Here is a 16,076-nt window from a genome sequence, read left to right as displayed (position 1 = left end):
CTTTTTTTATTTGATTTTCACAAATGTTACATCATCTACATAACAAAATGCATTGGCTTCACCTTCAGCAACAAAGCCAATCTCCACTTTTCCTGCTTTCACCATTATGCCCTCAATGGTAATTGTTTTCCATGATGTATTTTCTTCAATGATAGGGTATAATCGAATCTTACTATTGCTCTCCACATACATTTCAAGCTTTGCAAAACCACTGCTGTTTTTCACTTTAGCTGTGAGTGTGTAATTGCCGTCTTCCAGTTTTACATAGGGAGATGAAGTGATAATTTGTGATACTTTTCTTTTAAAGTTGACTTTATCGCTGATCTGCAAACTCTTTTCGCCAATCACAACCTTTCTGTCGCTCTCGGTATTGAAATAATTCAATACAGGTGAGCTGTTACTGTCGAGTGAAACTTTGTTGCCTTCAATCACAGTTGTTGTCCAGCCTAATAAAAATTCCTGTACCGGTTTTACATGACTGGGGATTCTTCTTCTGTCTGCTTCAAAGCTGCCGTTTTTTACATAGTTATTATCAGCAGCCACTTTCCACTCTCCTGTTTTTGCATTAATGTGCCAGGAACTGAGTGAATTGAAATAAGGTTCAGCGCCGTTAAACGAAAGCGGAAACCATTGATTGTAACCCAATCCATTTCCTGCAAAGTTGGCCCAACGATCACCACAATACATCACCGTCTCTTGTTTGCTTCCTTTTACATTGAAGAAGAAGCCGGTTTGTGTTACATGTGCATAATCGTTTTCACTTCCTTTCATCACCAACATATCATTCGTTGGTAAGTAAGGTCCACGAATATCATCGGCCACTAAATAATATGCATAGGATGCATCCCAGCCATAAATGTTGGATGCGGCCATATAGTATTTTCCTTTGTATTTGAACATACAGTTGCCTTCCCTGCTTTCACCTTGAAAAACTTTGATACAGTCTAACAGGTTTACCATCCCATCTTTTAGTCCGATTTCAGAAACATAAATTTTATTACGTCCGCTGCCATATGAATAGATGAGATATGATTTGCCTGTGTCTTCATCGGTGAATACAGTTTGATCGCCGGTGTTACTTGTGCCGATCATCTCTTTCATATTGATTCGTTGGTGCTGGGTGAACTGACCTGTTGGCGAATCAGCAACTGCGATCAACACCTGGTTACCATGCTGCACAAACATGGCATACTTCTTCAACTCTTTGATATAGGCAACACCTAAACGTCCCACCCAGGTTTTGGATATTGTTTTAAACGCTTCTTCTTTTGTAAACACATCTGCTTCAAATGTCCAGTTCACTAAATCATTAGAACTGTAACAGGTTACTGATTCAAATGTGGCGTTTGGTAACGTAACGGATGGATTGTTACGATAGATATCTGCTTCTTTATACTGCACACCATACCAATAGTATTTCTCTTTACCAGTTGCATCGTTGAATTTAAATATACCACCACCCTGGCTGTAGAGCGGCTTGCCATCTTTTGTATTCCAGAAGACATCATTCTTAATGTTGAGGAATTGTGCTGATAAAGTGTTGCTGATGAAAATCAACAACAGCATCACAAAAGAATATGCAACGAGTCTTTTCATGTTTTATTTATAGGTTCGTTTTAACCACGCTTCGGGCACAGGAATAATACAGATGTTCATGGATCGTCCATCAGCAGATAACATCGCTGATTGAATTTGAATCTTTGTTCCATCCGGACTCATCGTTGGATGCGGATGATCACCTGCTGTTGGTTTATGACCGGTTGATAACAACAGCATTTCACCTGTATTACGATCGATCAAATAAATGTTTCTTGTAAAATCATCACCCACTGCCCAACGTCCATCAGGCGATCCGCTCACATGCCACAAACCACTTCCGCTTTTTGTTTGCCCGGCAATGATGGTTTCTCTTGTACGCAGATTTACAATTGCAAGACCTGTTGGCTTTTCTCTTGTACCTGATGGTCCCCATGCAGGATCCTGCCCGGGATTTGCACCACCAACAGCTGTGCCTGTGGTATCAACGCCACCAATCTTACGGTGCCCCATAATCGCTATTGCCACTTCATCTTTGCCGATCACTGCTTCATGTGTGACCCATTCGTATTCCGATTCAGGATATAAAGGACGAAGACCTGTGCCATCACGCATTACTGTCCATGTACGTTGTGGCGATTTACCACCTGTTTCCCAACAGAACACAATCTCACCTGCCACCCATGGGTTGGTTTGTATATGTCCAATTTGAAATGGAACAGACACTACATATTTTATTTCACCTGTGAACACGTTCATCGCTGCAATACCTGTTGGGCCAGCACCCATATTACGTGGCCCAAAATTATCAGCAGGTTTTGTTCCTGCAGCTAAATGTTTTGCTGCTGCATTTTTTCCTACACGGAAATAAGCCCACTCTTCATCGCCATCCAATGCCATATCACCACCGCCTTCAAGATCTAACGGAATTGTACCGCAAACACGTTGATAGTTGTTTGCAGTTTTCATTTTTCCTGCTTTACTATCAGCAAATACTTTTGCCAGGTCAACTTCAACAATCTGTAATGGAATAGGATTTCTTCTGCGTGTGGTGTCGCCTGCTGTTCTTCTTACAGTATCCCGTTGAGATGAACGTAAAAAATACAGCTTCATCGTTTTGCGTGCTACATTCAACATACCTGTGTAACCACCTTCAGTTACCTGTACAATGTCGCCTGTTTTTTCATTCACAGCCAGCGCTTCATTGCGTGCACGGTTGCTGCGAAAGATGAGCCATTCTCCATCACTCGTCCATTGATTATGTGTCTGATAAATTTTTGAATCGCCGGCGGGTGTGCTTGTAAGAAATAAAAGCTTTGTTCCTGTCACCGGATCAATCACTTCTTTACGCTCCGATGGAAAACGCTTGCCAATTTGTGCAGATGCAACTGTTGATATACATACTGCTGCAATGATAAAAATCTGTTTCATGCGATTTAATTTATGGCATCACCAATCAAGTTTCAACAGGCTTACGCCTTGTTGTGGTAATGAGAGAGTGATATTCAATACACCGTTTGTTACTTTCAATTTCGTTGCTGCACCCAATGTCTTTAATTGACCGGCTTTCTCCAATATTGCTATTTGCTCTTTTGATGGATTTTGCGGCGAGCCCATTTTCTTCCACACTTCATAACTGTTGCTGTGTTCATCATCAATACGATATTCAGTGACAGTTACTGTTGTTGCCGTTAATCCATTGATGTTTACTGCAACAGGTAATGCATCCTTCTTCACATCATCATCATGATAATTCCACAACATTACCGTTGCAGAACGTTTATCTTTTGCCGCCAATCCACCAACATCATTGTATTTTCTACGAACACTTGAGTCAACCATTGTTTTCAAATCATACATCTGGCTACCCTGCACCAATACACGTTTTCCTTTCATCATCCCAAACATGCGGAACACATTCAGCACCGGTTTATCAACGCCGTTTGTTGCCAGATCACGAAAGCCATAGAACCAGGGTTGATTCTCAAATTCAAAGGCCCATGATACAGCACCAAGAAAGTTGACGTTAAATGAATCGGCCAATAAATACTTGCGTGCAAAAGATGCAGCTGTGTAACTCGAAAACATTGTTCCGTTGCGATACGCATTTTCCGGATTGGTGTGCATACCGCAGGCAGCACAACCTTCGGGATCAGATTCACCAATGATCACAGGAAGATGTTTTAACTGCGGATAAGATGCAACAAACTTGAACCCTGTATTAATATCTCTCAATTGCGTTCCCATATTCATCTGCACATGACCATCAACAACTCTCGGTGATCCTTTTGCATGAAACAGGATCATATCAACAGGCGAACCTATTTTCTTTGTCACATAATTGGTGTCGGAAAAACAATGCTTTACAAAAGCATGCATCCATTCCTGGGCTCCTTTACTTCCGGTTCCGGCAATATTGATTCCGCCGATCTTTGCAGTAGGCAAAGCCCGTTTCACAGCATCAGCCGTATAATCATATAATTTGAAAAATTCTTCTTTCGTTCCTTTCCAGTAACCGTTCGGTTCGTTCCATAATTCCCAATACCAACTCTCCACTTCTTTCTTTCCGTAACGTTCAACGCTGTGCTTTACCCATTGATAAACCAACTCGGCCCATTTGTTATAATTTTTTGGTGGATAAGCCCAGCCTGTAATGATCTTGAAATAAGGATCGCCGGGTTTCCAATCATGTTTATATGGCTGCGGATTCGTTGACAATGCTTCCGGCATAAAACCAATCTGCGCCAACGGTTTCATTCCACGTTGAATGTATGTATCAAAAATACTGTCGATGATTTGCCAGTTGTAAATGGGATTGCCATTTGCATCTTCGGTATAAGCATTGGTGCTTCCCCATTTTAATGCAGGTGTACCATCACCTGTTACCAACAAACTATGTGCCCGAACATAAACAGGAACAGGACTGAGTTTTGAAATCTCTGTGAGCAATTTCTTTCCATCTTTCATATAGGTATAGTTCGGTTCATCATAACCAAACCAAGCCCAAACGGGTTTCATGTCGCCTGTTTCTTTTTTCAGATCAACGTTGATGGATGCAGTTTGTGCAAAAGCAGCAGATGATATCACCAAAGCAAGCAGCAATAGTTTCATGTGATTCTTTTTACGATTGAAAATTGTCGGGAAAGCCGGGAACTGAAATGAACATGAATATACGAGCGGGAGTGCAACCGTTTGGAAGAATCTCATTTTTATACAGCATTTTAAACAGCATATAAAGTAAAGGGTTAAAGACCGAACAGTTATCCTGTACAGTCCTGTAACTTTTCAATTTACTCTATATTTGTTTCGATGAGCAAAAAGGCAAAACTGGATGAGATTATACGCTGTTGCGAAAACCGCTTTAACCGGGGCACAGCTGTAAACTGGAAGCATGGCGATTTCAGCGATCTGAGCAGGGAGATTTTTGGTGATACAGATGTAAACATCAGTCCCAGTACGCTGAAAAGGATCTTCGGCAAAGTTTCGGTTGATGATGATTATATTCCACAGCAAGCCACGGTTGATGCATTAAAAAAATATGGGCAGTATGTAGAGCCTGAAACTGTACAACAGGTAGAATCGTCTTCAACAAAACCGGTTGCTACGAACGGCGCAAACAATTCAAAGCGAAGCAAACTCTTGTTCCCCGCACTTTTGCTTATTACAGCGATCGTTGCCTTCCTTTTCTTTCGTTATTGGAAACCCAAAGATATTTACGGCACAATCAACATTACACGTACCGAAGGACTCTTACCTGCCACCGTTGTTTTTGAATTACAATTGCCCGGAACAGAGGATAGCCTCTTTGTCAATTTTGGTGATAAATCACCCTGGCAATACATCAAACCAGATGAAAAAAATGTTGCACATATTTATTATATCCCCGGTGTGTTTACTGTCTCTCTGCAAACCCGGCAACAAACATTTGCAAAAACCAGTGCGTATATAAAATCCAATAACTGGATCGCTTTTGGATTTCATCGACAGGATGATATACCCGTGCATTTCTATGCGCTTCCTGTCATTAAAACAGGTAGTGACAGTTTGTTCGAAGTAACCAACAGCCAATTGTTTAAACTGGGATTGGATACCACCGGGCCGGTTTTAACCAGGCTTTCCAATTACACGCCGTTCAATCAAAGTGCCGATGATTTCATCTTCGAAACAACATTTAAAAACCATATCCAGGAAAAAGGAATCTTCTGCCGCAGTACACAGTTCCAGATTTCCGGCAGCAACAATGTCATCCGGTTCAGATGGGTGAATGCAGGTTGCAGTCAACGGGTGTTGAATATTGTGAGTGAACAAATATTTAAAGGCGCTACCAACGATCTATCGCAATTTGTACTTGACCTCAGTCAATGGACTACTGTGAAACTGGTAAACCATCAGAAACAGGTAACCCTGTTTGTGAATGGCAAACAAATTTTCACAGGCTCCTATCAGCAATCATTAGGCAATATGAAAGGATTATTCCTGGAGTTTGAAGGAACAGGTGTTATAAAAACCTGCGACCTGAAATCGTACGACGGGAAGCTGCTTTATCATTTTTAAGACAGCAATCATCTTTCTTCCCGCTTGTTCATGCTGCTTGTTCACAGTTGATTTGCAGAAAGTTATATTGTTCATCAGTTTGAATATACTTTGAACAGGCAAATTTCTTGTTGCTCTATTGACAGATTCTAACTTACGGGCACAATAACGATTATGCGTATACTGCTGTTCTTTTTCTCAAACTGTTTATTGTCTTTGTTTTGTTTTCCTGTTTTCGGCCAAACCCCAAATACTTCCTTACAACAAATCAGGAACGAATTTTCCCAACCCTCTAACACAGCCCGTACAAAGCTTTGGTGGTTCCATGGAGAAACGGAAACAACAAGGGAAGGTATTACTGCCGATTTAGAAGCATTTAAAAAAGAAGGTGTTGGTGGCGTGGTATATTACGACCAGCAACATGGCAAGGGTGAGCATGCTTTGCCTGCTTTTTCAAAAGAATGGTGGGATATGTTTCGCTTTGCAGCTTCCGAAGCAAGACGTTTAGGATTAACATTTGAAACACATCTTTCTAATGGCTATGTTTCCGGTGGCCCATGGATTACCGAAGAGTTAAGTATGCAACGTCTTGATGCAACTGATACAGTAATTAATGGGGGGCAGCTTTTTAAAGCCAAACTCCCTGCACCTGCCCGCAAAAGCAAATCAGGAAAAGTAAACGATGTAGCTGTAGTTGCATTTCCTGTTCCCGATGGAAATTGGGGAACAAGTCTTACGCAAATTCCGAAAGTATCTTCCAACATCCCACAATTGAACGTTAACGCAATTGTTTTTCCAAAGGATAATAAATTAATCAGTATCCCTTCACAACAAACGGGTAAATCAGTTTTTATCAATTTTGAATTCAACAATGCTTTTACTGCAAGAAGTATAACCTATCGTGTCCGCCCAAGAGGTAAATCTAGAACAGGTGCGATGAATATGCCCGGCCCTTCGTCTGAGGATTTTTATGGCTACGGTTATGTAAAGCAACCGGATCTGGGTCAGTTGGAAGTTTCAGAAGATGGCGTTACGTATACCAAAGTATGTGACTTGAAACCGATGTATGAATCGCCAACATGGAATCAGAAAACAATTTCATTTCCGCCTGTGAAAGGAAAATATTTTCGATTGAATCTGCATGACTGGAATTACCCAAAAGATGCCGGACAGGAATTGCCCATTGGAAATTTCATTCTTTCATCGCAGGCAAAAATGGATCAATGGGAAGAAAAGGCAGGATTGAACTCTGAATATATTGAGAAGGAGAATACACCTGCTTATTCCCAATCCGCACTCATTGATCCTAAGCAGATCATTGATTTGACGAATGAAATGAACAATGGCCAACTGGAATGGAATGTACCTGCGGGTCGATGGGTGATTATGCGTTTTGCCCGTGTATCAATTGGCGTAAATACAAAACATGGTCGTCCTAATTTAATGGGATTGGAGAGCGATAAGCTCTCATCAATAGCAACAATAACACAGTGGAATAATTATTTCAAAGTAATGTCCGACTCTCTAAAAAAAGTTGGAATAGAATTGACTGGTTTGCATATGGATAGTCACGAAGCCGGTTCGCAAAACTGGACACCAGAATTTGAACATAAATTTAAACAACGTCGTGGTTACAGTATTAATAAATATCTGCCAGCCTTAGCCGGATACATTGTTGGTTCAAAAGATGAAACGAGCGGATTTTTATATGATATGCGGCTTACACTTTCCGATTTAGTTGCCGATGAATATTTTGCTGTGTTAGATAGTTTATGCAGACAGGCCGGCGTGGTATTTACGGGACAGGCAGTAGGCAATGGATTAACAATTGTTGCAGATAATTTTAAAGCCAAAGGAAAAGTAGAGAAACCGCAAGGTGAATTCTGGGCCTATCAAACTCATGGAAGTTATGATGTAAAGGAAACTTCATCAGCCGCACACATTTACGGAAAAACGATTGCATCAGCAGAAGCTTTTACAGATTTGAAATTCAGTCAATCATTTGCCGATGCAAAGAATGTTGCTGATTACGCATATGCATTTGGCGCACAGGAATTTGTTGTTTGTGCTTCAGCCTATCAACCCTGGTTAGATAAAATTCCGGGAAGTACAGGTGGAGGCAGACAATATGTACTTAACAGAAATAATACTTATTGGAACTACAGCCGGCCATTTTGGGATTACCAGGCAAGATGTGCTGGATTGATGCGCAATGGAATTCCTGTAATTGATCTGTGTATTTATTTGGGCGACAATGCCCCGGTAAAATTGCTGGCGAATCGTTTACCTGAAATTCCCGAAGGATACGATTTTGATGTGTTTACAAAAGATGCGTTGCTCAATCGAATGTCGTGTAAAAATAATCGTATGGTTCTTCCCGATGGAATGAGCTATCAACTACTGGTGCTCGAAAACAAAGCAGACATTTCACTGGATGCATTGCGACAGATTGTAAAATTGGTAAAAGATGGTGTTGCTGTTTATGGTAATCGTCCGTTAGGTTCAGGTTCTTTAAATGATGTTGCTTTCGCAAAAGAGTACCAGCAATTGGTAAATCAATTATGGGGCAAAGAACAAACCGGAATAAAATCAGTTGGTAAGGGTAAAGTTTATTGGGGAATGACGCTTGCTGAAGCAATAGCCAGACAAGGAATCGGACCCGATGCAGGTTTTAAAAGTGGAAATATACCAACTGATAAAATCTATTATGCACATCGCCGATATGGAGATCATGATATTTACTTTCTTAACAATCACAGCAAAAATTATTTTAAGGATACAATCCATTTACGCACCAACTCTACCAAAGCAGAGTATTGGGATCCTGTAACCGGAAAACAATTTGTATTACCTGTTACTTCATCCGGAAAAGAGGGGCTGTTAGTAAATATTATTTTGCAACCAAACGAATCAGGATTCATTGTTACATCTAATCAAACATCACCATCTCTTCCAACAAAATTAAATGGCACTGAAGAAAAAATCACATCAATAGATGGAGAATGGAAAGTGTTTTTTGATCCAAAATGGGGCGGTCCCGGTGAAGTGATATTTACCAGCTTAAAAGACTGGACTAAAAATGAAGATAAACGGATCAAATACTATTCAGGTACTGCTGTGTATCGCAAAACAATTCAGATAGGGCAGCCTGTTGCAGGCGAACAAGTATTGCTTCGTTTTCCAAGGTTAGGTTCTATTGCACGTGTATTTGTGAATGGTAAAGAAGTGTCAACCGTCTGGTGCAGTCCTTGGGAAGCTGATCTAACTTCTTATATCAAGAACGGAGAAAATGAAATTGAAATTCAGGTGGTGAATTCTTTAACCAATCGAATGGTTGGCGATGCATCACTCCCGCAATCGGAACGTTTGACTTTTGCCTATCCTGAGATAGCCAATCCACAAACATCATTGGTGCCTTCTGGTATTATGGATAAAGTATTACTTGTACAACGAACAAAATAGATTTTCTAATTTCTTAAGATTACAATTGAAAACAAGATATAATGAAGAGAATAAAAATTTTATCAACCATTGTTGCTCTTTGTTTTACTTCATTTCTTTTTGCACAGCAAAGCAATGAACAGATCAGAGTTAACCAGCTTTTTAATTTCGGCTGGAAATTTAAAGCTGGCGATATTCCAAACGCACAATCAATTTCTTTTGATGACACCGATTGGCGCAAGCTTGATCTGCCGCATGATTTTCAGATTGAACAACCCTGGGATTCAACAGCTAACCGTGGTCGTGGATTTAAAACAAACGGCATTGGCTGGTATCGCAAAACATTTAAAGCAAACGAAAGCTGGAAAGGCAAACGGGTTTTACTCGATTTTGAAGGCATCATGCTGCATGGCGATGTGTGGGTGAATGGAAAGAAGATCGGCGGTACAGCATATGGCTATCTTGGTTTTGAAGCTGATATTGCAGCGATCATTAAATACGATGCAGACAATGTGGTGGCTGTTCGTTCTTCTACTGAAGGTGGTTCACGTTGGTATACCGGGGGCGGACTTTTCAGAAATGTGCATTTGGTAGTAAAAGACAGTGTATCTATTGCACGTCATGGAATCTTTATTACTACTCCAAAAATTACAGATCAGAACGCTGAAGTAAAAGTGCAAGTAGAAGTAGCAGGGATAAAAGACAAACAATATGAGTTGGAGATCATTACAAAAATAGTTGACCCGAATGGCAAACAGGTTGGAGTAACAAAAACCTTCGCACCCAAAAAATCAAAACTGGTAGAAGTTGAAATACCGTTACCAACTGTTACAATCGCCAATCCACAGCTTTGGAGTTGCGAAACACCCAATCTTTATACCGCCGAAGTTTCATTGGTATTAAATGGTAAAGTAGTTGATAAACGCAATGAGAAATTCGGCATACGTACCATTGAGTTCTCGAAAGAATTTGGATTGAAATTAAATGGCAAGAAAGTTTTTCTGAAAGGTGTTGCCAATCATCATGATCTTGGCGCTGTTGGTGCTGCTGCTTACGAAACTTCCATTGCACGGATGATGGACAAACTGAAAGCTTTTGGTTTTAATCATATCCGCACTTCACACAATCCTTATTCAGAATCATTTTTTAAACTGGCCGATGAAAAAGGAATTTTAGTTGTTGATGAATTGTACGATAAATGGGGAAGCATTCAGGCGTGGGCCGGCAATGCCAAGTGGAATGATATCTGGTATGATAATGTAAAAGAGTGGATCAAGAGAGACCGCAACCATCCTTCGGTTATCATGTGGAGTTTTGGAAATGAATTACAGTTTCAGGAAGAACGCTGGAATTGGCCAACAACTGATTGGGGTATTACCACCTATAAGATCATGGATGTAGTTGCAAAACGTTACGACCCTACCCGTAAAACAACGGTGGCTATGTACCCTGCACGTGCCGGTGGAATCATCAGGGCCAACCCCGATTTTCGTATCAAAGAAAATATTGTTCCACCTGAGTTGTCAACCGTAACTGATGTTGCAAGTTTCAACTATACATGGGAAGATTACCAGGAGTATTTGAAACATGCACCTGATATGATCGTGTATCAAAGCGAAGCTGTAACAAATGAGTTAGCTTCTCCTTACTTTGGCATGGACAGAGATAAAATGGTTGGTCTTGCTTATTGGGGAGCTATTGAATATTGGGGCGAATCGGATAAATGGCCGAAGAAAGGTTGGAACTATTCTTTTTTCAATCATGCAATGGAACCTTTTCCGCAGGCATGGTTAACCAAAAGCATTTTTACAGATGAGCCGTTGGTGCATATTGGCATCGTAGATAATGAAGGAGATGTAAAGATGTGGAACGACCAGGTAGTGGGACAAAAAGTGATCTCATCGCATTGGAACAGGCAGGAAGGGAAAAAGTATAACCTCTACACGTATACGAATGCTGACGAAGTGGAATTATTTATAAACGGCAAATCCATCGGCATACAAAAAAACAGTACCGACGTAAGAAAACGCAATACCATTTATTGGAAAGATATTCCGTTTACAGCAGGCAGCATTAAAGCTGTTGCACGAACAGCAGGCAAAGTGGTTGCACAACACGAACTGCAGACAACCGGCAAAGCAGTGGCGTTAATTATTGAAACGGAAAACACAAACTGGAAAGCGGATGGTATGGATCTGCAATATGTAAAAGTATATGCAGTGGATAGCAAAGGGAATAAAGTGCAGACTGAAACTGCTGAACTCAGTTTTGAAGTAAGCGGTGCTGCTACTTTAATTGCAGTGGATAATGGCAATCATTTAAGCGATGATTTGTTTGCAGGTACGAAAAAAAGACTGCACAATGGTTTTGCCATGGCCATTCTGCGTTCAACACAAGCAGCAGGAACTGTAAAAATAAAAGTAACGGCAGAAGGATTGAAGCAAGTTGAGAAAACATTCAGTGTTAAATAAATCATTATGAAAAGAATTTCTTCACTAATCGTACTTGCATTTGTCGCTATAGCTCATTTATCAGCGCAAAGCAATGATGAGTTGGTTGTAAAAGCGGTTGCGGCTGAACTCACTATCGTTAACGCTAATGCAGCTTACGGCAACTTAACATTGCCCACCACTCTCAACGGTGCAACTATTACCTGGTCATCTGCCAATAAAAAACTAATCACAGCAAGCGGAGAAGTCAAACGGCCCAACAGTAAAGATGTAAACGTGATCTTGCGTGCTACGATCAAAAAAGGCACAGCTACAGCAACAAAAGATATTACGGTTCGTATTGTAAAGGCGTTTAAGAAAGCAGCAGATGAGGCTTATCTTTTTGTTCATTTCACTTTTACAGAAGAGAAAATACATTTCAGTCTTTCGAATGGTAACAACGCATTGGACTGGCATGAGCTGAATGGCGGCAAGCCTGTATTCACTTCAAACATTGGCACAACAGGTTTAAGAGATCCGCATATTATACGCTCACCTGAAGGAGATACCTATTACCTCATGGCGACTGATCTCAAATGGTTCAAAGGAGAAAAAGGCCCTGACCGTAAACGTTATATCCAGGTATGGGAGTCGCATGATTTAGTTAATTGGTCGGCACAGAGAGATGTGTTGGTTTCACCAGCAAATGTGCAGAACACGTATGCACCTGAGGCATTTTGGGATAAGTCGATTGGTGCATATGTTGTATTCTGGACATCGAAACTCGACAGCAATAAATACTATACGCCCATGTATGCCACTACAAGAGACTTTGTAACATTCACTGAAGCACAGATCTGGCAACCGGATGAGTGGCGCATCGATTGCACTGTAACAAAGGTTGGCGATTGGTATTATCGCTTCACCAAATCAATTGATAAAGCACATAACAATTGCCATGATATCGTTTTAGAACGTTCAAAAAATCTCCGTGCACTTCGTAATGAATGGGAAACGGTGGATTATTGCATTGGTGCAAAAGCAGGTGTTCCCGAAACGGAAGCGCCGCTTGTGTTTAAGTCGAATCCCGGTGATGTGAATGGCGACTTTTTCTATTTATGGATTGAGAAATGGATACCAACAAAAACCTATGTGGCTTTGCGTACCAAAAATTTAGAGAACCCGAAGTGGGAAGTTGTACCTGCCAACTTTCCGAATCCATTACCCAAGCATGGCACCATTCTGCCAATTACTGCTGCTGAAGCAACAACATTGAAGGCTGCCTACCCTGCTACGAAATAATCAATTCCCATCTGGCTTTGTAGCCGTAACAAACGAACTCATTGGCCAATAAAACTTTTCAAATGCCAATGGCTTTGCAGGATCAAAAACAGGAACGTCTTTTTTGATCAACTTTGCAAGCGGTAAGTTTTGATGGCGGATACCGGTTATAATACACTTCGCCAGTTCATAAGCACCATAGGTATTGAAATGTGTGTTATCCTCCAGCTTGGTTGTTTGCCCGGGAAATGTATTCGCCGGATAATGAACAAATGCTTTGATGGATTTTTCCGGCCCCCATGCTTCGTACAATATTTTACTCATTGCATTGAGGTCAATCAATGCCACATTTTCTTCCTTAGCTGTTTGACGAACCGCATCAGGATAATCTTCCAATGTATTAACGATATGCCCGGTTGAATCAAATCTTCTGCGATGCATAGATGTCACCAGCACAGGAATACCGCCTTTCTTTTTTACTTCACTGATATAACGCTGCAGGTTTTTCTTATACGAAGTAAATGCGCCGATGCCCTCTCCCTTTTGCTTCATATCATTATGACCGAACTCAATAAATAAATAATCACCCGGCTTCATGACGCTCAAAATTTTCTCCAAACGTTTGGCGCTGAGAAAAGAATTCAATGCTTCTCCGCTTTCGGCATAATTAGCAACTGCTATTTTGCCGGGAACAAAAAAACGGGGAATCATTTGTCCCCAGGACGCCCATGGCTCCCTGCTTTGATCAACTACTGTTGAATTGCCTGCAAGAAAAATCGTGGTAGCTGTTTTGTTCGGAGTGATTTCTACTGCACAAACCTTCGGTAAAGAATCGTTGAATTCAATCGTCAGCATATTATCCCAATGCAGGTATTCAGATTCTCTTGGTTTTAACCGCACTTTGGAAATGACTTTGCCACTTACATCACGGATCAAGCTATCCTTTACATACACCGTAAAATTTTGTGTAGCGATTTTGCCTTTTGCTGTTTTGATATTCTCCAGCATCAATCGTCTGCATTCTGTACGAACTGTTGTAGCGGAAGTTCCTTTGGCGTCGCCAAGAATGACTTTCACATCATAATTACCATCGGGCAGTTTCACCGAAAAATAAAATGGCTTATCAGATGTAATAAAATCGCCGGTTAATGTGTTGCCGCCACGATCGAACGCTTTTACCTGCGATCCATTTGTAAAACCATAACCAAGCTCTTCTGTATAGTTTGATCCCTCACCGATACTGATATATCCTTTGGTTGGCCGTTCGTTACCAAAATCAAACTTGTAACTGGGTTGTTGTGCTTTCACAGAACAACACATCAATAAAACAGTAATAAAAAGAGCAGAAAATTTCATGTGCTTATTGTTTCAACAGTTGCAGTGAACTGTCGTTGATCACAAATTTGAACTGACTTAATAATTGATACATTTCAGCGCCTGCCAGAATCACCGGGCCATATCCATGTGCAGCAAACACATTCACCGGGCGGTAATAATAAAACGCAGGATCAAAAGCCATACCTGTACCAACACAGGTGCCTTCTACCTGTCCCTGTGCATTTACTTTTGTGCTTACTGCATTCCATGCAAGAATGGCTGTTGGTGCATACGTCATTGCATCAATCCATCCTTTGTTGATAGCATGGGTAATGCAATACGCATAAATTGCTGTAGCTGATGTTTCGAGATAAGAATCGCTTCTGTCTAACAACTGATGCCAGAAGCCAGTGCCATCCTGGTATTGCATCAAACCATTTACATGTGCTTTGAATTGTTGCAATACAAATGCTCTGCCGGGATGTGTTTCGGGTAATGCATCCAGCATTTCACTCATCGTCATCAATGCCCAACCGTTTGCTCTTGCCCAACGGAATTCCGGATGATGTTCCATGCTCTCTACCCAGCCATGCATATACACACCTTTCTCTTTATTAAACATACGTTTGGTATAAAGCTGCAACTGGTTCACTGCATCATCATAATATTTTGTTTCGCCTGTGAGCTTGCCCATGAAGGCCATAGTAGGTACACCCATATACAGATCATCAAGCCAAAGTGTATTTGCCTGCGGACGCATTCGTGCAAGTGTGCCATCTTTCAAACGGTATTCTTTGTTGATGACATAATTCGAAAGATGATCGATGATTGGACGCAGATTATTACTTAAGCCGCTGTTTTGTGCTTTGATCATAGATGCACAAACCGCACCTCCATCATCCAAGGCATGTGGATTGATTGGCTGCGACAACAATCCCTTCTTTCGGATATATTCCCACGAAAATTTATTTTGAATGGCAGGGATCCATTTCGCCATGAAATCATATCTCGTTTTTACATACGCAGCATATTTTTTGTCACCGGTTGTTTCGGCAGCCCGTTGAAATGCAGAATACGTAACCCCCCATTCGTAACTGGTCAAACGAAAATCACCTTGCTTCAACACAGTGTTTGTATCCAATGCATTCACATCGGTTACAGCCGCACCTGTTTTCTTGTTCATCATCTCAGCAGGCGTAACCGCATTCAGATAGTTATATACTTTATCTACAACGGCTTTTACACTTTCCTTTGAAGGAGCACCATACGGACTTGGATAGTCCACTTTCATGGCATGCAAAGGAGTTGTTACATCGTTTTGTTTTGGCTTGGTTTTAACCTGTGCATTGGCTGCTGTTACTGTAAGCAAAGCCACACTTACAATTATTCTTTTCATGGCAATTTGGTTTGTGTTTGATATGCTAAATATATCATGTCTTTGCTGAATAGAATTGAGTATTCAACTTAATCGTTTTCGTTGGCTGCTGTGCTGTATTGAACGAATCACGGTAATTACTTAAATGAAAAAGACAGGTATTT

9 protein-coding genes are annotated in these 16,076 nt (G+C 40.9%); 4 read left to right on the top strand and 5 right to left on the bottom strand.

The window, feature by feature from the left end; all coding sequences use genetic code 11:
* Positions 1 to 6: 6 nt before the first annotated feature.
* Genes H4075_RS11155 through H4075_RS11145 form a run of 3 tightly spaced genes read right to left on the bottom strand, consistent with a single transcriptional unit; the run spans position 7 to position 4,647 of the window.
* Complete coding sequence (locus H4075_RS11155; RefSeq protein ID WP_182800932.1) at positions 7 to 1,596, bottom strand: family 43 glycosylhydrolase; 1,590 nt, start codon at positions 1,594 to 1,596, stop codon at positions 7 to 9.
* A gap of 3 nt (positions 1,597 to 1,599) precedes the next feature.
* Complete coding sequence (locus H4075_RS11150) at positions 1,600 to 2,967, bottom strand: TolB-like translocation protein (RefSeq protein WP_182800931.1); 1,368 nt, start codon at positions 2,965 to 2,967, stop codon at positions 1,600 to 1,602.
* An 18-nt stretch (positions 2,968 to 2,985) separates the two neighbouring features.
* Positions 2,986 to 4,647 carry a GH39 family glycosyl hydrolase gene (locus tag H4075_RS11145; RefSeq protein WP_182800930.1) on the bottom strand — a complete coding sequence of 554 codons (1,662 nt, stop codon included), beginning with the start codon at positions 4,645 to 4,647 and terminating at the stop codon, positions 2,986 to 2,988.
* 198 nt (positions 4,648 to 4,845) lie between these two features.
* Here H4075_RS11145 and H4075_RS11140 point away from each other — a divergent pair, with 198 nt between their 5' ends.
* From H4075_RS11140 to H4075_RS11125, 4 genes are all read left to right on the top strand, one after another.
* Positions 4,846 to 6,090: a hypothetical protein gene (locus H4075_RS11140; protein ID WP_182800929.1), complete on the top strand. Its 1,245-nt coding sequence runs from the start codon at positions 4,846 to 4,848 to the stop codon at positions 6,088 to 6,090.
* A 153-nt stretch (positions 6,091 to 6,243) separates the two neighbouring features.
* Entirely contained in the window at positions 6,244 to 9,531 is a 3,288-nt protein-coding gene (locus H4075_RS11135) for a glycosyl hydrolase (RefSeq protein WP_182800928.1), read from the top strand.
* A gap of 41 nt (positions 9,532 to 9,572) precedes the next feature.
* On the top strand, positions 9,573 to 11,981 hold the full coding sequence (locus tag H4075_RS11130) for a glycoside hydrolase family 2 TIM barrel-domain containing protein (RefSeq protein WP_182800927.1): 2,409 nt from the start codon (positions 9,573 to 9,575) through the stop codon (positions 11,979 to 11,981).
* 6 nt (positions 11,982 to 11,987) lie between these two features.
* Positions 11,988 to 13,241 carry a glycoside hydrolase family 43 protein gene (locus H4075_RS11125; protein WP_182800926.1) on the top strand — a complete coding sequence of 418 codons (1,254 nt, stop codon included), beginning with the start codon at positions 11,988 to 11,990 and terminating at the stop codon, positions 13,239 to 13,241.
* Here H4075_RS11125 and H4075_RS11120 read toward each other — a convergent pair whose 3' ends face one another.
* Positions 13,242 to 14,576 carry a rhamnogalacturonan acetylesterase gene (locus tag H4075_RS11120; RefSeq protein WP_182800925.1) on the bottom strand — a complete coding sequence of 445 codons (1,335 nt, stop codon included), beginning with the start codon at positions 14,574 to 14,576 and terminating at the stop codon, positions 13,242 to 13,244. It abuts the gene before it with no gap.
* A 4-nt stretch (positions 14,577 to 14,580) separates the two neighbouring features.
* Positions 14,581 to 15,933, bottom strand: coding sequence for a glycoside hydrolase family 88/105 protein (locus tag H4075_RS11115; protein WP_182800924.1), 1,353 nt, complete (start codon positions 15,931 to 15,933; stop codon positions 14,581 to 14,583).
* Between the last annotated feature and the right edge of the window lie 143 nt (positions 15,934 to 16,076).

The sequence above is a fragment of the Lacibacter sediminis genome (assembly GCF_014168535.1).
Taxonomy (GTDB): Bacteria; Bacteroidota; Bacteroidia; order Chitinophagales; family Chitinophagaceae; genus Lacibacter; species Lacibacter sediminis.
This window is presented reverse-complemented; position numbering and strand designations above follow the sequence as displayed.

Excerpts from the sequence above, each read along its gene's own strand:
- H4075_RS11115 (WP_182800924.1), bottom strand. The coding sequence starts at position 15,933 with ATGAAAAGAATAATTGTAAGTGTGGCTTTGCTTACAGTAACAGCAGCC.
- H4075_RS11135 (WP_182800928.1), top strand. The coding sequence starts at position 6,244 with ATGCGTATACTGCTGTTCTTTTTCTCAAACTGTTTATTGTCTTTGTTT.
- H4075_RS11155 (WP_182800932.1), bottom strand. The coding sequence starts at position 1,596 with ATGAAAAGACTCGTTGCATATTCTTTTGTGATGCTGTTGTTGATTTTC.
- H4075_RS11150 (WP_182800931.1), bottom strand. The coding sequence starts at position 2,967 with ATGAAACAGATTTTTATCATTGCAGCAGTATGTATATCAACAGTTGCA.
- H4075_RS11120 (WP_182800925.1), bottom strand. The coding sequence starts at position 14,576 with ATGAAATTTTCTGCTCTTTTTATTACTGTTTTATTGATGTGTTGTTCT.
- H4075_RS11140 (WP_182800929.1), top strand. The coding sequence starts at position 4,846 with ATGAGCAAAAAGGCAAAACTGGATGAGATTATACGCTGTTGCGAAAAC.
- H4075_RS11145 (WP_182800930.1), bottom strand. The coding sequence starts at position 4,647 with ATGAAACTATTGCTGCTTGCTTTGGTGATATCATCTGCTGCTTTTGCA.
- H4075_RS11125 (WP_182800926.1), top strand. The coding sequence starts at position 11,988 with ATGAAAAGAATTTCTTCACTAATCGTACTTGCATTTGTCGCTATAGCT.
- H4075_RS11130 (WP_182800927.1), top strand. The coding sequence starts at position 9,573 with ATGAAGAGAATAAAAATTTTATCAACCATTGTTGCTCTTTGTTTTACT.